This window comes from Flavobacterium sp. Root901 (genome assembly GCF_001429765.1).
In the GTDB taxonomy this organism is placed as follows: domain Bacteria; phylum Bacteroidota; class Bacteroidia; order Flavobacteriales; family Flavobacteriaceae; genus Flavobacterium.
In genome coordinates, this window is record NZ_LMJB01000008.1 from 204,873 (window position 1) to 224,628 (window position 19,756).

Annotated in this window: 16 protein-coding genes; 10 read left to right on the forward strand and 6 right to left on the reverse strand. The window is 33.9% G+C overall.

Going from position 1 to position 19,756, the window contains the following annotated elements:
• Positions 1-31: 31 nt before the first annotated feature.
• The 4 genes from ASE21_RS16465 to miaB all read right to left on the reverse strand — a co-directional run bounded on the left by ASE21_RS16465 (position 32) and on the right by miaB (position 3,946).
• A complete protein-coding gene (locus ASE21_RS16465; RefSeq protein ID WP_057123789.1) occupies positions 32-535 on the reverse strand; it encodes an LptE family protein in 504 nt (167 codons plus the stop codon).
• 124 nt (positions 536-659) lie between these two features.
• Positions 660-1,919 carry a sigma-54 interaction domain-containing protein gene (locus ASE21_RS16470; protein WP_057123790.1) on the reverse strand — a complete coding sequence of 420 codons (1,260 nt, stop codon included), beginning with the start codon at positions 1,917-1,919 and terminating at the stop codon, positions 660-662.
• 125 nt (positions 1,920-2,044) lie between these two features.
• Positions 2,045-2,416 carry a GxxExxY protein gene (locus ASE21_RS16475; protein WP_057123792.1) on the reverse strand — a complete coding sequence of 124 codons (372 nt, stop codon included), beginning with the start codon at positions 2,414-2,416 and terminating at the stop codon, positions 2,045-2,047.
• A gap of 84 nt (positions 2,417-2,500) precedes the next feature.
• Positions 2,501-3,946, reverse strand: coding sequence for a tRNA (N6-isopentenyl adenosine(37)-C2)-methylthiotransferase MiaB (gene miaB / locus ASE21_RS16480; RefSeq protein WP_057123794.1), 1,446 nt, complete (start codon positions 3,944-3,946; stop codon positions 2,501-2,503).
• A 315-nt stretch (positions 3,947-4,261) separates the two neighbouring features.
• Between miaB and topA the strand changes: the two genes are divergently transcribed.
• The 8 genes from topA to ASE21_RS16520 all read left to right on the forward strand — a co-directional run bounded on the left by topA (position 4,262) and on the right by ASE21_RS16520 (position 15,372).
• Positions 4,262-6,778 (forward strand): type I DNA topoisomerase, encoded by a 2,517-nt coding sequence (gene topA / locus ASE21_RS16485; RefSeq protein ID WP_057123796.1) that lies wholly within the window; start codon positions 4,262-4,264, stop codon positions 6,776-6,778.
• Between the two features lie 3 nt (positions 6,779-6,781).
• Positions 6,782-7,933 (forward strand): formimidoylglutamase, encoded by a 1,152-nt coding sequence (locus ASE21_RS16490; protein ID WP_057123797.1) that lies wholly within the window; start codon positions 6,782-6,784, stop codon positions 7,931-7,933.
• Positions 7,934-8,196: 263 nt separating this feature from the next.
• Positions 8,197-9,594: a gliding motility lipoprotein GldK gene (gene gldK, locus ASE21_RS16495; protein WP_057123798.1), complete on the forward strand. Its 1,398-nt coding sequence runs from the start codon at positions 8,197-8,199 to the stop codon at positions 9,592-9,594.
• A gap of 72 nt (positions 9,595-9,666) precedes the next feature.
• Positions 9,667-10,311, forward strand: a complete 645-nt coding sequence (gene gldL, locus ASE21_RS16500; protein ID WP_057123799.1) for a gliding motility protein GldL — start codon at positions 9,667-9,669, stop codon at positions 10,309-10,311.
• A 52-nt stretch (positions 10,312-10,363) separates the two neighbouring features.
• Entirely contained in the window at positions 10,364-11,905 is a 1,542-nt protein-coding gene (gene gldM, locus ASE21_RS16505) for a gliding motility protein GldM (RefSeq protein WP_057123800.1), read from the forward strand.
• 43 nt (positions 11,906-11,948) lie between these two features.
• Positions 11,949-12,938 carry a gliding motility protein GldN gene (gene gldN, locus ASE21_RS16510; protein WP_057123802.1) on the forward strand — a complete coding sequence of 330 codons (990 nt, stop codon included), beginning with the start codon at positions 11,949-11,951 and terminating at the stop codon, positions 12,936-12,938.
• Positions 12,939-13,230: 292 nt separating this feature from the next.
• The gene (gene gldN / locus ASE21_RS16515; RefSeq protein ID WP_410503569.1) at positions 13,231-14,223 is read left to right on the forward strand and encodes a gliding motility protein GldN; all 993 of its coding nucleotides are present in this window, start codon (positions 13,231-13,233) and stop codon (positions 14,221-14,223) included.
• Between the two features lie 75 nt (positions 14,224-14,298).
• Positions 14,299-15,372 carry an NAD(P)/FAD-dependent oxidoreductase gene (locus ASE21_RS16520; protein WP_057123805.1) on the forward strand — a complete coding sequence of 358 codons (1,074 nt, stop codon included), beginning with the start codon at positions 14,299-14,301 and terminating at the stop codon, positions 15,370-15,372.
• Here the strand turns inward: ASE21_RS16520 and ASE21_RS16525 are convergent.
• Positions 15,353-15,736, reverse strand: a complete 384-nt coding sequence (locus tag ASE21_RS16525) for a DUF983 domain-containing protein (RefSeq protein ID WP_057123806.1) — start codon at positions 15,734-15,736, stop codon at positions 15,353-15,355. The two genes, ASE21_RS16520 and ASE21_RS16525, sit on opposite strands and share 20 nt — an antisense overlap.
• Before the next feature lie 66 nt (positions 15,737-15,802).
• Between ASE21_RS16525 and ASE21_RS16530 the strand changes: the two genes are divergently transcribed.
• On the forward strand, positions 15,803-17,716 hold the full coding sequence (locus ASE21_RS16530; protein WP_057123808.1) for an ABC-F family ATP-binding cassette domain-containing protein: 1,914 nt from the start codon (positions 15,803-15,805) through the stop codon (positions 17,714-17,716).
• A 126-nt stretch (positions 17,717-17,842) separates the two neighbouring features.
• Here the strand turns inward: ASE21_RS16530 and ASE21_RS16535 are convergent, their stop codons facing one another.
• Entirely contained in the window at positions 17,843-18,805 is a 963-nt protein-coding gene (locus ASE21_RS16535; protein WP_057123810.1) for an App1 family protein, read from the reverse strand.
• A gap of 65 nt (positions 18,806-18,870) precedes the next feature.
• Between ASE21_RS16535 and ASE21_RS16540 the strand changes: the two genes are divergently transcribed.
• The gene (locus ASE21_RS16540) at positions 18,871-19,740 is read left to right on the forward strand and encodes a diacylglycerol/lipid kinase family protein (RefSeq protein WP_057123811.1); all 870 of its coding nucleotides are present in this window, start codon (positions 18,871-18,873) and stop codon (positions 19,738-19,740) included.
• Positions 19,741-19,756: the final 16 nt, after the last annotated feature.

Sequence of the window (19,756 nt, forward strand, 5' to 3'; positions counted from 1 at the left end):
AACGGTTAACCGATTCAACCAATAAACATTCTTACCATTTTGCCAGGGAATCATTAAAGATATCTTGCGTAATTCTTTCGAAAATTGTTTTAATAGCTTCATTTAGAACACTTCCTGTAGGAAGATCTCGTCCCGGAAAATCATAATAAAATTCGAAAGGTTTTTCAAAATCATCTGTTTCTTTCTTTTTATTGGTGAACCTTACATTAATACGGATTGTCAAACGGTTTTGTGCTGCCTGCTGATCTGCTGTTGCAGTCATTGGTGTAATTCTGTAATCAACAATTTCTCCTTCATAAACTAATTCTCCACCATTGCTTACAAGGTTTAAATTGGTTTGGTTCATGATCAAATCCTGCAATGCGAGTGTAAATTCTCTGTCAATTCCGGGTTCCACTAAATCTGCATTGTTATGGAAAAAGTTAACCTGAAAGGTTTTTGCATCAACAGGTTTTGCGCCGGTAAAGTTGTAGAATTTGCAGCCACTTAGCATAAAAAGACTAAAAAAGGCGATTAAATAATATGTTTTTTTCATAAATTTTTTAGAGAATCCTGATGTTTAAAATTGCTTCGCGCATTTGCTGTTGTCTGGGGCCGATTCCAATTTTTTCCAAATATACTAATTTGAAATTTGGAATTTTATTTTTGGAATTTACTATCTACAGATCAAATTGTTTAATTTTTCGATATAAAGTTCTTTCAGAAATTCCCAGTTCATCTGCGGCAGCTTTTCGTTTTCCTTTGTTTTTTTCTAATGATTTTTTGATCATTTCGATTTCTTTTTGTTCCAAACGTAAAACTTCCTCTTCTTCAATTGTTTCGGCAAATAAATAATTATCTTCCGGAATCTGGTAATTTTCTTCACGTACTGCAGGCGTCATAACCGCAGTTCTTGGTTCTTCTTCAAAATCAATTTCGCTGTCATTTTCCTGCGAACCGTATATTTTCTGAATTAAATTCGGATTAATGTCCTGCATTTTGGAGCTTCCTCCATTTTTCATTAATTCCAAAGTTAGTTTTTTGAGATCATTCAGGTCGCTTCTCATGTCGAAAAGCACTTTGTATAAAATATCTCGTTCTGTACTAAAATCGGAGTCTTTTTTCTTATCATTAATTACAGAAGGCAGATTGCTTCCTTCAACAGGCAGATAAGATTGAAGCGTTGCCAAAGTAATATCGCGATTTGTTTCTAAAACAGAAATCTGCTCAGCAACATTTCGAAGCTGGCGAATATTTCCGCTCCATCTGAATTTTTGCAAGAGCTGAACAGCGTCGTCATCCAGTCTTAAAGGCGGCATTTTGTATTTATGAGCAAAATCGGCGACAAATTTTCTGAACAATAGATGAATATCGTCATTTCGCTCGCGCAATGGCGGCAATGTAATTTCGACTGTGCTTAAACGATAATACAAATCTTCACGGAATTTTCCCTTTTCGATTGCATTAAATAAGTTCACATTTGTTGCCGCAACAATACGAACATTTGTTTTTTGAACCTGGGATGAACCCACTTTAATGAATTCCCCATTTTCAAGAACACGCAGCAGTCTCACCTGAGTTGTTAAAGGTAGTTCACCAACTTCATCAAGAAAGATAGTTCCGCCGTCTGCTACTTCAAAATAACCTTCACGCGTGCTTGTTGCACCTGTAAAAGCACCTTTTTCGTGTCCAAAAAGTTCACTGTCAATCGTTCCTTCCGGAATTGCTCCACAGTTTACAGCGATATATTTTCCATGCTTTCTGTGCGAAAGCGAATGTATTATTCTGGGAATATTTTCTTTACCAACACCACTTTCACCCGTTACCATAACCGAAATATCAGTTGGAGCAACCTGAATGGCTTTTTCGATAGCACGATTTAATTTTGGGTCATTTCCAATAATCTCAAATCGTTGTTTTATTGCCTGAACTGTTTCCATGTATATTTTTGTTTCAAGTTTTTGTTTGTTTCAGTTTTCAGATTTTGCCTGAAAGCTTAAAACTTTGGCTTATATTCTATTTTCTTTTGCCACAGATTAAAGTGATTAACACAGATTACCTAAAATTATAAAATGTATCTCTTATATTGAAGAGATTTTGTCTGAAAATTAACTAACAGCCCAACTTCTGAATTTGATAATTTTATATAATTTAAAATTTGGGCAACATGTTCGTTGGAAAATTCTTTTATTGCTTTAACTTCTAATACAATATCTTCATTTACAATAAAATCAGCATAAAATTTATGAGCTAAAATTTTTCCTTTATATTCAATAGAGTATTCTTTTTCTCTTTCAAATAGAATATTATGTTCTTTAAATTCTAATTCTAAAGCATCTTTGTAAATAACTTCTAATAAACCTGGACCAAGATTTCGATGAACTTCCATACAAATGCCAATAATCTTGTAGGTTTCATTTTCTCTGTAATGTTGCATAAATAATTTTTTTTGCACAAATTTAAGTAAGAAAAATAATTCAAAAAATCATTTCAATCCTTTTAGTCTGTGGCAAAAAAAAAATTAATTCATTGCACTCAAACCAACCGCTTCACCTTTTAAAGTTCCACTCGTACAGCTTGTGATTTTTACATTTACAAAATCGCCAATTTTATAATTTTCTTTTGGAAAAACTACTGTAATACTTTGGGAGTTTCTTCCTGAAAATTCGGCTGCCGATTTTTTTGAAACCTTTTCTACTAAAACTTCCACTGTTTTTCCAACAAATTCCTCACTTCTAAACCAGGCATGTTTTTGCTGTAAATCGACAATTTCCTGTAATCGTCTGGCTTTGGTTTCTTCCTCTACATCATCTTTCATTTTTCTTCCGGCCAAAGTTCCCGGACGTTCAGAATACGAATACATATAACCAAAATTATATTTCACATATTCCATCAAACTCAATGTATCCTGATGATCTTCTTCTGTTTCAGTTGGGAAACCGGCAATCATATCCTGCGAAATAGAAGCTTCCGGAACAATCGCTCTGATTTTATCAATCAAAGCCATATATTCTTCACGCGAATGCAGACGATTCATTTCTTTTAAAATTCTGTTGCTTCCGGATTGAACCGGTAAGTGAATGTGTTTACAGATATTTGGATATTTCGCAATAACATGCAAAATGCTTTCGTGCATATCCTGCGGATTAGAAGTCGAAAATCTGATTCGCATTTTAGGAAAACCAACAGCCACCATTTCAAGTAACTGATCAAAATCTACTGCAGTGGCTTTTTGCATTTCAGAGGCGTTTACGAAATCTTTTTTCAAACCGCCGCCATACCAAAGATAACTGTCAACATTTTGTCCTAAAAGTGTAATTTCTTTAAAACCTTTGTTACATAAATCCTGAATTTCGGCCATAATACTCTGCGGTTCACGGCTGCGCTCACGTCCGCGGGTAAAAGGTACAACACAAAATGTACACATATTATCGCATCCGCGCGTAATAGAAACCAGGGCAGTGATTCCGTTGCTCATTAAACGAACCGGCGAAATATCTCCGTATGTTTCTTCTTTTGATAAAATTACATTGATAGCGTCCCGACCTTCTTCAACTTCTGCTAATAGGTTGGGCAGATCTTTATAGGCATCAGGACCCACAACAAGATCTACTATTTTTTCCTCTTCCAGAAACTGACTTTTCAAACGCTCGGCCATACAGCCCAGAACACCCACTTTCATTTTTGGATTTGTACGTTTTACCGCATTGTATTTTTCAAGACGCTTACGAATAGTCTGTTCTGCTTTGTCCCGGATAGAGCAAGTGTTTACCAAAACCAAGTCGGCTTCTTCTAAAACTGAAGTTGTATTATATCCTCCATCAGACAAAATGGATGCTACGACTTCGCTGTCTGAAAAATTCATTGCACAGCCGTAACTTTCTATAAATAGTTTTTTAGTATTCTCAGGTTTATTTTCTAAAACAAGACTTTCGCCTTGCTTGCTTTCTTCAATAATCTTTTCCATTGTAAAATTTCAAAGTGCAAAGATAACGCAAATACGATCAATATGACAAGATGGCAGAAAAGAATTTTATATTTCTAATTTTAGTTTATAAGCCGGAAGTTTGAATAATCCAAAATCTGCAATCCAAAATCCATGATCTAAAATAATAGAATTTCGCTGTCATAAACGATTAAAAGTTATACCTATATATATAATACAGAATATTACAGATAAATCTGCAATTTTAAGTTTCATAATATCAAAATACCTCAAAAATTCACCGACAAGGTTAATATTTAAAAAAAATAAATACTTTTGTTGCAGAAAATAAGAGCAATGGCAAAGAATTTAGTAATAGTGGAGTCACCTGCAAAGGCGAAAACGATCGAGAAATTTCTTGGGAACGATTTTCAGGTGGAGTCAAGTTATGGTCACATAGCCGACTTACCATCAAAGGAAATAGGAGTAGATGTAGAGAATGGGTTTAAACCAAAATATGAAGTTTCTCCAGATAAAAAAGCCTTGGTAACGAAACTAAAATCACTATCTAAAAATGCCGAAACGGTTTGGTTAGCAAGCGATGAGGACCGCGAGGGAGAAGCTATTTCATGGCACTTGGCGGAAGAATTAAAACTGGATACTAAAAAAACCAAACGAATTGTTTTTCACGAGATTACAAAATCTGCGATTCTTAAAGCAATTGACAATCCAAGAGAAATAGATTATAATTTAGTTAATGCACAACAGGCGAGGAGAGTATTAGATCGTTTGGTGGGTTATGAATTATCTCCTGTTTTGTGGAGAAAAGTTAAAGGCGGACTTTCTGCAGGTCGTGTACAATCTGTTTCTGTACGTTTGATTGTAGAAAGAGAACGTGAAATTCAAAATTTTAATGCAGTTGCAACCTATTCAGTTGTTGCAGAATTTGTAAACGAAAGCGGAAAAGCTTTTAAAGCAAAACTGCCAAAAAACTTCAATACAAAAAAAGAAGCCGAAGATTTCTTAAATCAAAACCTCGGTTCTAAATATAAGGTAGCCGATTTAGAAACTAAACCTACCAAAAAATCTCCAACAGCACCTTTTACAACTTCTACTTTGCAGCAGGAAGCAGCAAGAAAATTGTATTTGCCAGTTGGAATAACAATGCAGTTAGCGCAACGATTATATGAGGCGGGACTCATTACTTATATGAGAACAGACAGTGTTAATCTTTCAAAAGATGCAATGGATGCCGCTGAAGCAGAAATCATAAAATCTTACGGAAAAGAATTCTCAAAACCGAGAACTTTTGCCACCAAAAGTAAAGGAGCACAAGAAGCGCACGAAGCAATTCGTCCGACTGATATGTCCCGTCATACCGTAAATATTGATCGTGATCAGGCTCGTTTGTATGATTTGATCTGGAAAAGAACTCTGGCATCTCAAATGAGCGATGCACAGTTAGAAAGAACAAACGTAAAAATTGAAGCAGATAATCACAGCGAAATTTTTACTGCTTCAGGAGAAGTTTTGCTTTTTGAAGGTTTTTTAAAAGTTTATTTAGAAGGTCATGATGATGACGAAGAAGAACAAGAAGGAATGCTTCCGGCTCTAAAAGTAAACGAAAAACTGGTTAACAACTATATTACGGCTACAGAACGATATTCAAGACCGCCGGCACGTTATACTGAGGCATCTTTAGTAAAAAAACTGGAGGAGCTTGGAATTGGGCGTCCGTCAACATATGCACCGACTATTTCGACCATCATCAACAGAAATTATGTTGAAAAAGGGACACTCGAAGGTCAGGAACGCAATTATACACAGTTGACTTTACAAAATAGTAAGGTAGGGGAAAAGCTTTTAAAAGAAAATACAGGTTCAGACAAAGGAAAACTGGTTCCAACTGATATTGGGACTATTGTAACAGATTTCCTTGTTAAGAACTTCGGAAATATTTTAGATTATAATTTTACTGCAAAAGTAGAACAGGATTTTGACGAAATTGCCGAAGGAAATATTGACTGGGCAATCATGATGCAGGATTTCTACAATAAATTTCATCCAAATGTTAAAGAAGTAGAAGCAAATGCTGAACGTGAAAGCGGGGAGAGAATTTTAGGAAAAGATGCTGACGGAAGACAGGTTTCTGTTCGATTAGGAAAATTTGGACCAATGGCTCAAATTGGAGAAGCAGACGATGAAGATAAAAAGTTTGCCAGCTTGATGGCAGATCAGAATATTGGAAATATTACACTGGAAGAAGCTTTAAATTTATTTTTACTTCCTAAAAATTTAGGAGAATATAAAGGAGAAGAAGTAGAAGTAAGTAATGGTCGTTACGGACCGTATGTACGTCATGGAAGTGTGTTTATTTCGTTGCCTAGAGGAGAAGATCCTTTAAGTGTCACAAAAGAAAGAGCAAAAGAGCTAATTGATGAAAAAGCACTTGCAGATGCACCAATTGCCGTGTATAAAGGCGAGGGAGTTCAAAAAGGAGTGGGGCGTTTTGGTCCTTTTATTAAATGGAACGGCCTTTTTATAAATGTGAGTAAAAAATACAATTTTGATAATTTATCTCAGGCAGATGTTGAAGAATTAATCGAAGATAAACTTCAGAAGAATATCGATAAGGTAATTCATAACTGGGAAGAAGAAGGAATTGTAGTAGAAAAAGCTCGCTGGGGAAGATCAGTAATTCTGAAAGGAAAAATTAAAATTGAATTAAGTAAAGATGTTGATGCTTCAAAATTAACACTGGATCAGGTTCAGGAAATGATTGCGGCAAAAACACCAGCGAAAAAAGCCCCTGCAAAGAAAGCTGCAACGGCAAAAAAAGCACCGGCAAAAAAAACAGCAGCAAAAAAGAAATAAACAATGGAATTTGATTTTCTAGAGCCTTTAAATGACGGAATTTTAAAATTCATTAGTTCATTGTCTTCACAAGAACTGGGAAGCAAAATTGCTTTGCATACTCAGGATCAGTTTCCGGATATCGATAAAATTAATATTGCAATTGTTGGAGTTTTAGAAGATCGCCGTAATATTAATATAGTTAACGAAGTTAATTTAAACGCTGTTCGTAAAAAGCTGTACGGAATGTTTCCCGGTAATTGGGATGCTTCCATTGCTGATTTAGGAGATATTCTCGCAGGAGATTCTGTAGAGGATACTTATTTTGCAGTAAAAAAGGTAACCGCTGCATTAATTAAGAATAAAGTCATTCCGATAGTTCTGGGAGGTTCACAGGATTTGACATACGCTTTATATCGTGCTTATGATGATTTAGAGCAAATGGTAAATATGGTTTCTGTAGATAACAGATTTGATTTTGGTAAAGAAAATGAAGCTGTTTCGGCTAATTCTTATTTAACAAAAATTATAATTGACGAGCCGAATAATCTTTTCAATTACTGTAATATAGGATACCAGACCTACTATAATTCACAAGAAGAAATTGATTTAATTGAAAAGTTGTTTTTTGACGCCTACCGATTGGGAGAGATTTCAAACAAAATTACATTGGCAGAGCCTGTTTTTAGAGATGCTGACTTAGTAAGTATTGATTTGAATTCGGTAAAGTCTTCAGATTCAGGAAATACAATTTCATTTGAACCAAATGGATTCAATGGAAAAGAGATTTGTTCATTGGCAAGATATGCAGGAATAAGTGATAAAGTGTCTTCTTTTGGAGTGTTTAATCATAACAGTACCGTACAGGAGTCGCCAATTATTGCTCAGATCGTTTGGTATTTTATTGAAGGATACCATTATCGTTCAAAAGAATATCCATTTGGAAGCAGAACAAATTATTTAAAGTATATTGTTCCGTTGGAAGAAGAAGAACTGGTATTTTATAAAAGTGATAAAACAGATCGCTGGTGGATTGAAATTCCGTTTGAAACAAACGGCAGCAATAAACTAAAAAGAAATACGTTATTACCGTGTTCTTATGAAGAATATTTGAGTGCATGTAATCAGGAATTGCCAGAAAGATGGTGGAAAGCACAGCGAAAAAACGCTTTGTAAAAGAAAATTTTATTGAAAATCTTAAAATTTTCAGTTTTTTTAAATTTTAGTTAAAAAATTTAGTAAGATAAGGTTTATATATTGTAAAATTTAACGTTTTACGTCGATTTTTTTAATCAGTTTGTCGATGAAATATTTTTTTTTTATTTTATTTAACATTATTTTTGAACGGTAAAATAAATTTCGCAAGTAGTATTGTTTTTTAGATAAATAATAAATACGTTTACGGACTTTTAATAATGAATAGATAATCCCAAATTTATATGAAGAAGTTTATTGCATTTGCAGCAATGTTAACACTAGTAATCGGCTGTGGTAAGTCAGGTGACAAAGGTGAATTAGTTGGTGTTACAGGAGGGAAATGGCATCCCGAGAAGCCTTATGGAATGACATTAGTTCCTGGTGGATCTTTTATCATGGGTAAATCAGATGCTGATTTAGCTAATGTAGAAGACGCTCCAACTAAAACAGTAACAGTTCGTTCATTCTATATGGATGAAACTGAGATTACTAACAGTGAGTACCGTCAGTTTGTGGAGTGGGTAAAAGACTCTACAATGAGAGTTCGTCTTGCTATTTTAGCTGATGAAACAGGACAAAAAAGTACTGGAGGTAAAGGTAGTAAAGGTGGTAGTATCGCTGATTATGCATTTAATGACTCTGAGCCGGATAAAATGACGGCTTATGATAAATACATGTATGATAACTACTATAGCGTAGGAACAAAAGATGATCCTTATGCTGGTAGAAAATTAAACAAAAAAGTTAAATTAATTAGAGATACTAAAGCTTATCCGGATGAGTATTATGCTGAAGTAATGGATTCTATGTATTTGCCAATTGAAGAATCATATAATGGTTTAAGAACAATTGATGTAAATAAATTGAAATTCCGTTATTCTTGGATGGATATTCAGGCTGCTGCAAAAGCCAAAGTTGGAAAAAGAAAAGACTTCGTTAAAACTGAGCAGGTTAGTGTATATCCAGATACTACAGTTTGGATTAAAGACTTCTCATATTCATATAATGAACCAATGCATAATGATTATTTCTGGCACAAAGCTTATGGAGATTATCCTGTAGTGGGTGTAACTTGGAAACAAGCAAAAGCATTCTGTGCATGGAGAACTTTAAATAAAAACAGCTACATTAAATCTAAGAAAAAAGGACGTGATTTAGTTAACGCATTCAGACTTCCAACGGAAGCAGAATGGGAGTATGCTGCAAGAGGTGGTCTGGAGTCTGCTACATACCCATGGGGAGGTCCTTACACGAAAAGTGACAGAGGATGTTTCATGGCAAACTTCAAACCTAACAGAGGAGATTATGCTGCCGACGAGGCTTTATATACAGTTGAAGCTAAATCTTACGAACAAAACGGATACGGATTATACAACATGGCAGGAAACGTTTCTGAGTGGACAGATTCAGCTTATAATCCAAATGCCTATGAGTATGTTTCTACAATGAACCCTAACGTAATTGATGGAAACAACCAAAGAAAAGTTGTTCGTGGAGGATCTTGGAAAGACGTTGCTTATTTCCTACAAGTGAGTACTCGTGATCACGAATATGCTGATTCAGCAAGAAGTTATATTGGTTTCAGAACTGTACAAGATTACATGGGAACTCAAGTAACCGGAAGCGGAAAAAAGAAATAGTAATTTATAATTAAATCAATACAATAACCAAATCGAATCTATTTTAAAATTAAAACCTAAAAAAAAATTATTATGGCATTATTAAGTAAAAAAGCAATGAATTTCGCTTATGGTATGGGAGCGGCAGTAGTAATCGTTGGAGCTTTATTCAAAATTACTCACTTTGAAATTGGACCATTAACAGGAACAGTTATGCTTTCAGTAGGTTTATTAACTGAGGCGTTAATCTTCGCGTTATCTGCTTTTGAACCAGTTGAAGACGAATTGGATTGGACTCTTGTTTACCCAGAATTAGCTAACGGACAAGCTAGAAAAAAAGAGGAGAAAGTTGAATCAACTGATGCCCAAGGTTTATTATCTCAAAAATTAGATGCTATCTTAAAAGAAGCTAAAATTGACGGTGAATTAATGTCAAGTTTAGGAAACAGCATCAAAAATTTTGAAGGAGCTGCAAAAGCAATTTCTCCAACTGTAGATTCTATCGCAGGACAAAAGAAATATGCTGAAGAGTTATCTCTTGCTGCTGCACAAATGGAATCATTAAACAGTTTATATAAAGTTCAGTTAGAAAGCGCTTCAAGAAATGCTCAGGCAAATACTGAAATCGCTGAGAACGCATCTAAATTAAAAGAACAAATGCAATCTATGACTGCAAACATTGCTTCTCTAAACAGTGTTTACGGTGGTATGCTTTCTGCAATGAGTAACAAAGGATAATTAGTTTTTAACTATTATATTAAAATTATTAATAAGAACTAATTAGAAAAAAATGGCAGGAGGAAAATTAACCCCTAGACAGAAGATGATCAACCTGATGTATCTGGTTTTCATCGCGATGTTAGCAATGAACGTATCAAAAGAAGTAATATCAGGTTTTGGTTTATTTAACGAAAAATTTGAGGCTTCTAATGTTACATCAATTACAAACAACACTTCTTTGTTAGCAGCTTTAGATCAAAAAGCAGCTGAAGCAAAAGGAGAATTTGCAGTGGCAGCATCTACTGCTCATAAAGTTGAAGCAATCTCTAAAGATTTTTACGCTTATCTTGGAACTTTAAAAACTCAGTCTATTAAAGGATTTGAGGTTGATAAAGAAACTGGAAAACTTCCATACGAAGCGATGGACAGAGGTGATAACATCGATGACTGGTTTACAGGAGACGGTTACACTAAAAAAGGTAACGAAATTATCGCTAGAATTCAAAAGTATAAAGCTGATTTAAAAGCTGCTTTAGGTACAGATAAAAAATATGCTAACATTATTGCAGAAATTGAAAAGAAATTTGACGTTTCTGATGTAAAAAACAAAGAAGGTATAAAAGAAAAATACTTAGCTTACCACTTTAAAGGTTTCCCTGCAATTGCTTCAGCTGCAAAACTTTCAGCTTGGCAGAATGACGTTCAAAAAGCAGAAACTGATGTTTATAACAGTGCTTTAGGAAAAGCTGCAGTTCAGGCTGCGTCTTACAGCAACTATCAAGCGATTGTTGTTTTAGATAAAAATGCTTATTTCCAAGGAGAAAAAGTTACAGGTAAAGTAGTTTTAGGTCGTTATGACGAAAACACAAAACCAACTTCTTTCCAAGGTCCTGGACAAATCGTAAACGGACAAGCGGTTATCTCTTTAACTGCAGGTGGTGTTGGAGAACAAAATATCAACGGACAATTTACGTTCTTAGAGGATGGAAAAAACATCCCGTTGAAATTTGCTGGAAAATACGTTGTAGTACCAAGACCAAATTCAGCTACAATTTCTGCTGATAAAATGAATGTAGTATACAGAGGTGTTGTTAACCCAATCTCTGTATCGTTCGCAGGTGTTGCAGATAACAAAGTTCAGGCAAGTGCTCCTGGGTTATCTTCAGCTGGTAAACCTGGAAAATATAATATGAGCCCTGGTTCAGGTACAGAAGCTACAATTTCTGTTACTGGAACATTACCAAACGGGGATAAAGTTACAGATAAGAAAACATTCAGAATTAAAGGTATTCCTGGACCAACAGGTACAATTAGAGGTGAGATGGGAGTTGTTAAAGGTCCTAGATCTAACTTAGAGATTGCTACTATTGGTGCTAAATTACTTGATTTTGATTTTGAAGTTGGTTTAGATGTTGTTGGATTTAACATGAAAATTGCTGGACAGCCTACAGTTGTTGTTACTGGTAACAGATTAAATGCACAATGTAAACAAGTTCTTTCAAGAGCTGGTAAAGGAGACCAAGTTACTATTTCTGAAATTAAAACTAAACTTGTTGGAGCTGGTAGTTATTTATTGCCAAGAACTGCTCCGGTAATTTACGAAATACAATAATTTGTAGTGAAAACTACGTTCAATATCTTATAATGATACCACGATGAAAGTAAGAAATTTTTTAATAGCTATTGTCTGTATTGCAGGAGGTTTTGCTTCTAATGCGCAATCGAATTTGCTAAATGCAAAAACACCAGCTCAAATTGGGCTTAAAACACCTGCGCAGCTTATCTCAGATAATGACAAACCATTAGCATATGGTTATGTAGATGACAGGGATATCTTAATGGGAAAAACTACTTGGGAGATTATTGACTTAAATGAGAAAATCAATTTTCCACTTTACTTTCCGGTAGATACTGCTAATATTGGTTCTGACAGACGTTCTCTATATGACGTTTTGACGAAAGCCGTTAGAAAAGGCAAAATAACTGAAGTTTACTCTGATAGTTATTTCAATACTAAAAAATCTATGAAAGACATCGAAGGTGCATTGTCTCGTATTGATACAACAGATGCTGGTAGAGAACTTATCAACCAATATCCGGATGACTATAAAGCTCGTGTAGTAAAGAAAAAAGTAGTTACCGGTACTGGTAAAAAGAAAGTTGTTACTTATGTTGACGAAACTGTTGGACCAACAAGAACAGTTCCTGCTGAATATATCTTAAAGCAAGATCTTACTGCTGCGGATGTTACTCAGTATAAAATTAAAGGATACTGGTATTTTGATAAACGTCAGAGTGAATTAAAATATCGTTTACTTGGAATTTGTCCTGTAACTCCAGACGTTTACACAATGAATAGTGACGAAAAGGATTATATTGAATTGTTTTGGGTTTTCTTCCCAAATTCACGAGAAGTATTGCATGATGCAAAAGCTTTTAATGACAGCAATTCAGCACTTCCAATTTCATTCGACCAGATTTTAAATTCAAGACGTTTTAATGCAATTGTTTACAAAGAAGAAAACTTGTATCAAGATCGTGAGATTAAAGATTACATGAAAGACAATGCACAAAATCAATTGTTAGAATCTGAAAGAGTAAAAGAGAAGATCCGTAACTTCGAACAGGATATGTGGAACTACTAAGTTCTGATTATTTAAAAATATTAAAAACTCTTACTACATAGTAGTAAGAGTTTTTTCTTTTATATATATTTTAAATTTTAAAATAAGTCTTAAGATTCTTCATAAGTTCGGCTGAGTAAAAATTGATCAATATTTTTTTAAATAATTACTTTTTTTTGTAACTTTCTGTTCTGTAGCTAATTATGTAGTATTTGGCTCGTAAATCATTATTTTAAATTTACTAAAGCATTAAATTGTAGGAAAATTACAATAAAAAATAATATCTTGCGTTTGTTTTATTATAAAAAATAGTATGATGAAAGTGAAAGTTTTTTTAATGATTGTTGTTTTTGTCGCTTGCTCTATAAATGCAAATGCTCAGTCTAATCTGCTTAATGCAAAAACTGCAGATCAAATTGGACTAAAGACGCCGGCGCAGTTAATTTCTGATAATGATAAGCCTCTGGCTTACGGTTATGTAGACGATAGAGATATCCTGATGGGTAAAACTACTTGGGAAATTATTGATTTAAATGAAAAAATCAATTTCCCTCTATATTATCCGGTCGATACAGCCAATATTGGTTCTAACAGACGTTCACTTTATGATGTATTAACTAAGGCTATCAGAGCTGGGAAAATAACAGAGGTATATTCAGATAGTTATTTCAATACTAAAAAATCTTTGAAAGATATTCAGGGCGCTTTATCCAGAATCGACACTACAGATGCCGGAAGAGAACTTATCAACCAATATCCGGATGATTACAAAACTCGTGTAGTAAAGAAAAAAGTAGTTACCGGTACAGGGAAGAAAAAAGTAGTTACGTATGTTGACCAGACTGTCGGGCCAACAAGAACTGTTCCTGCAGAGTATATTTTGAAGCAAGATCTTACTGCGGCAGATGTTACTCAGTATAAAATTAAAGGATACTGGTATTTTGACAAACGTCAGAGTGAATTAAAATATCGTTTACTTGGAATTTGTCCAGTAACACCGGATGTATATACAATGAATAGTGACGAAAAGGATTATATTGAGTTATTCTGGGTTTTCTTTCCAAATGCACGAACGGTTCTTCATGAAGCAAAAGCTTTTAACGATGTTAATTCTGCACTTCCAATTTCATTTGATCAAATATTAAATTCAAGACGTTTTAACGCCATAATTTATAAAGAAGAAAATATGTATGGCGATCGTGAGATTAAGGATTACATGAAAGATAATGCGCAAAATCAGCTATTAGAATCGGAAAGAGTGAAAGAGAAGATTCGCAACTTTGAAGAAGACATGTGGAACTACTAGACATCTAAATTAAATTATAAGAAAAACTCTTGCTACCTTTGCAGCAAGAGTTTTTCTCATTTATCTATATATACAATGCTTGATTATTTAATCGTCGGATCTGGATTGGCTGGTATTTCTTTTGCAGAAGCTGCCCTTAAAAACAATAAAACTATTTTAGTAATTGATAATGAATCGCAAAACTCATCGCGAGTTGCAGGTGGTTTATATAATCCTGTTATTTTAAAGCGTTTTAGTGAGGTTTGGAAAGCAAAAGAACAATTGGTTTTAATGAATGAATTTTATAATAACATTGAAAATAAATTAAATGAAAAGTTCAATTTTAAAATGCCAATTTTAAGGAAGTTCTTTTCTATTGAAGAACAAAACAATTGGTATGCTGCTTCAGATAAAATAAACTTAGCTCCTTTTTTATCGACCAAATTAATTACTAAGAAATATAATAGTATCGATTCACCATATGATTATGGGGAAGTTTTACATACTGGTTATGTGAATACAGGTTTATTGCTAGAAGCGTATAAAAAGTACTTAATTTCAAATAATTTATTTCTGGAAGAATCTTTTCAGAGTAGTTATATAGAATTTTTAGATTCAGGAATTCAATATAAAAACATACAGGCCAGACATATCATATTTGCAGAAGGTTTCGGTTTGCACAAAAATCCTTTTTTCAATTATCTGCCATTGGATGGAACTAAGGGAGAATTATTTATTATAAAAGCTCCTAATTTAAATCTGGATGTTATTGTTAATACAAGTGTTTTTATTTTACCAATGGGAAATGATTTATTCAAAGTTGGCGCGACGTACAATTGGTATGATAAAACTGATTTGCCGACCGAAGAAGGAAAACAAGAACTTTTAGATAAAATTAAAGAGATTATTACCTGTGATTTTGAAATTGTAAAACACTTTGGAGGAGTTCGCCCTACCGTTGCAGACAGGAGGCCGATTATTGGAACTCATGAAATGTATAAGTGCCTGCATCTTCTTAATGGTTTAGGAACTCGTGGTGTAATGCTAGGTCCCACACTTGCTCAAATGCTTTACGATCATATCGAAAACGGAACTCCAATAGACAAAGAAGCTGATATTAAAAGATTTCATAAAAGATATTTAAAATCTCTTATTCCCGACCGGCCTTAGGATCGTATGAGACAAACATATTGATGTATAAGTTTCTGGAAAGACGTAAAACAAAAGGGAATAAAACAATTAGTGTAATTACGATTGCTATAAAAGACTCTCCAATAGTGGTTCCAAAAAACACAAAAGAAACAATAAACGCTGCAATTCCGACTGCGACATTTAAACCATAACTGACATACATTGCACCATAAAAAAATGATGGTTCAATTTGATATTTCAAACCACAATGACTGCAATGATCGTTCATTTTTAGAACTTTAGTCAAATGAAACGGATTTTTGTCTGAATACATGCTCTCTTTTTGGCATTTTGGACAACTTCCTGTTAAAATACTATTTAGTTTGGATCCTTTTTTTAACATTTGCAAAAAATTTAAACAAAGGTACATTTTTCCCACCTTTTCTGCTCATAACAACAGTTATAAATTATGCTTAATATACACAATCTTTCAGTTTCTTTTGGAGGAACATATTTATTTGAAGAAGTTACTTTTCGTTTAGGTGCCGGCGACCGGGTAGGTCTTGTCGGTAAAAACGGAGCAGGTAAATCGACAATGCTAAAAATGCTGGCAGGAGATTTTGCTCCGGATTCTGGCGTTATCTCACAAGAGAAAGATATCAAAATGGGTTTTTTACGTCAGGACATTGATTTTGAGCAGGGAAGAACTGTATTAGAAGAAGCGTATGAAGCATTTACTGAGATTAAAATTGTAGAAAAAAAATTAGAACAAATCAATCACCAATTAGTTACCAGAACTGATTATGAAAGTGAAGAATACAGCCAGATAATTGAAGATTTGTCTGATTACACCCATCGTTTTGAATTACTTGGAGGTTACAATTATGTGGGTGACACAGAAAAAATTCTTTTAGGACTTGGTTTTAAAAGAGAAGTTTTCAATAATCAGACCGAAACATTTTCTGGTGGCTGGAGAATGCGTATTGAGCTTGCAAAGCTTTTATTGCAGTCAAATGATGTGCTTCTTCTGGATGAGCCTACGAACCACTTAGATATTGAGAGTATCATTTGGTTAGAAAGTTTTCTTCGTAATTATCCCGGGGTTGTAGTGATTGTATCGCATGATAAAATGTTTTTGGATAATGTTACCAATCGTACAATCGAGATTTCTTTAGGAAAAGCATACGATTTTAATAAACCATATTCTCAATATTTAGAACTTCGCCATGAAATTCGCGAAAAACAATTGGCCACTCAAAAGAATCAGCAGAAAAAAATTGAAGAAACAGAAAAATTAATTGAGAAATTCCGTGCCAAAGCATCAAAAGCTTCAATGGCGCAGTCGTTAATTAAAAAACTGGATAAAGTAGAAAGAATTGAAGTTGATGAAGACGACAATTCTGTAATGAATATTTCGTTTCCGGTTTCAAAAGAACCAGGAAAAGTGGTAGTAGAAGCGGAGCATGTTACAAAAGCTTATGGCGATAAAACTATTTTAAAAGATATAAGTTTATTGGTTGAACGTGGAAGTAAAATTGCTTTTGTCGGGCAAAACGGACAAGGAAAATCTACTTTTATTAAAGCCATCGTAAACGAATTTGAATATGAAGGAACAATAAAATTAGGCCATAATGTACAGCTGGGTTATTTTGCCCAAAATCAGGCTGAGTATCTGGATGGCGAAATCACTTTACTTCAAACAATGGAAGATGCTGCAACCGATACCAACCGAATGAAAGTTCGCGACATGCTGGGTTCCTTTTTGTTTCGTGGAGATGATGTTGAGAAAAAAGTAAAAGTGCTTTCAGGAGGCGAACGTAACCGTTTGGCACTTTGTAAATTGTTATTGCAGCCAATCAATGTTTTGGTAATGGATGAGCCTACGAACCACTTAGATATAAAATCTAAAAACGTTCTGAAAGCAGCACTTCAAAAATTTGGCGGGACTTTATTATTGGTTTCTCACGACAGGGATTTTCTTCAGGGAATGTCGAATATTGTATACGAATTTAAAGATCAGAAAATTAAGGAATATTTAGGCGATATTAACTTTTTCCTGGAACAGCGTAACTTAGAAAACATGCGTGAAGTTGAGAAAAAAGATATTGTAAAAGCAGCAGCGCCAAAAGAAGCAAGTAAAACATCATACGAAGACCAGAAAAAAGGAAAAGCGCTTCAAAACCGTTTAAGTAAAATCGAAAGTCAAATTCAGCAATTAGAAAAAGACATTCAGCATGATGATAAACTGCTGGCTTCTAATTATGACAAACATATTGAAGATGCTTCGTTTTTTACCGCATACAACAAAAAGAAACAAGATCTGGATCAATTACTTACAGACTGGGAAGTTGTTCAGGAAGAGATTGATAATTTTAATTCTTAATCAGTTTTCAGTCGCAGTCGCAGTTTTCAGTACTGAAACTTATATGCTAACCTTTGTTAAAGTTTAAAACTTTGACAAAGGTTTTTTAGTTAAGGATTTTAAGTTTCAAAACCCAAAACTTATAACTCATTTTATAATTCCAATAGATTTAGAATGCTGAATTGCTTCACTGCTTTCTTTAAAATAACAAACGGAAACATTGAGGGATTCTAAATTTCTCATAATTTTATTTACTTCATTTTTTTGACTTTTTCCGGTCTGTCTTATGTAAACTGCTATGACAGTAACCGGAAATATTTTGCAGATTCGCTCATATAAAACAGGATCGTGCTGCGAATCATCACCTAATAAAACATATTTCAGATTAGGATAAAATTCCAGAACGTGTTTTATTTTTTCAAATTTATGATCGTGATTTCCGCGTCCGCTCATAAAGAAATCTGTAATTCCTCTTCGAATATCTTTCAATAAAAGAACGGCGCGCGGCAAATTGTGTATTTTGGTAAACTCCACAATAAATTGATACAAATTCCATTCGCTGCTTGAAACGTAAAAAAAAGCATTTTCCTCACCTTTATTATACCTTCCTGCCGAACTCAAAGCTTGATAATGTGGTACAACATCTTTAAAAACTTTTCTGTCATTTACGTTTTTGAAAAGCAAAATATACATTTTTCTGAAAATATTGCGCGTGTGCGAAATCAAAAAAGTGTCGTCAATATCAGAAATGATTCCTAAATTTCCTTTGTGCGGACGTATAAAACTTCCTTTTGAAGTAATAGTTTTTCCGCCATATTTTATACTCACTTCATATTCCATCCATCCAAAATGAATTTCTTTTTCGAGTGGAATACAAAATTTAAAATAACCATCATCTAATGTTTTTGTATGAATCTCCTGATTGTTGCATTTTAAATAAACATCAAAATTTTCAATAGTTTTTATCCTGAACTGATTAACAACCGAGCGTGCATTTTTTAAGCTTTTCTTCTGAAAATCATAATCATACGTTCTTTTGAAGACATGCCCCATTACAATTAATTCTTCTTCATTTGCATAACCTCGATATAATTGTAAAATTGGTTTCATTAATTCCGTATATTTATATTACTATGTAAATTAATTATTTTAATTGATTTTTAAAAATAAAAACGTTGAAAAAGAATATCATATTTGTTGTAAATCCTATTTCGGGCGATATAGATAAATCAGATTTAATTGAATCTGTCCAGGAATTTGCAGCTACAAACCATTTTGATTTGGAAGTTTATGAAACTACAGGCAAAAATGATTTGAAAGAAATACAAATCTTATACAATCAATATCAGCCAGAACGAATTATTGTTGCAGGCGGAGACGGAACTATAAAAATGGTTGCCGAAGCAATGGAAGACCATGATGTAATTATCGGGATTCTGCCGGCAGGATCTGCAAATGGACTTTCGGTCGATTTAAATCTGCCGGCCGGAATTGAAGAAAATCTTAAAATCGCCTTTCTGAATCATTATATAGAAATGGACATGATTTGCATTAACGGTAAAAAAAGTATTCATTTAAGTGATCTAGGTTTAAATGCCAAACTGGTAAAAAACTATGAAAATAGCGATGTAAGAGGTTTTTGGGGCTATGCCCTGCAGGCTTTTACGACATTAACAGAAGCTGACGAACCTTTTGCCGCTACAATTTCTGCCAATAATAAAACGGTCAATCATGTTGCAAGAATGATTGTAATTGCCAATTCTCAAAAATATGGAACAGGAGTCATTATTAACCCGAATGGAACGATGAACGACGGGAAGTTTGAATTGGTCATTTTAAAAAGTCTGGATCTACTATTAATTGGTAAAATTATTACCGGAAATATGCCAATCGATTCTGAAGATATTGTGATTATTTCGACTGATAAGGCAGAAATTAAAACTGATATTCCGGTTCATTTTCAAATTGACGGTGAATATTGCGGAGCCCAAAACTCGTTAGAAATTCATATTCTGCACAAACAGATGAAATTTGCAGTTCCTTAATCTTAGACAAAGTTTT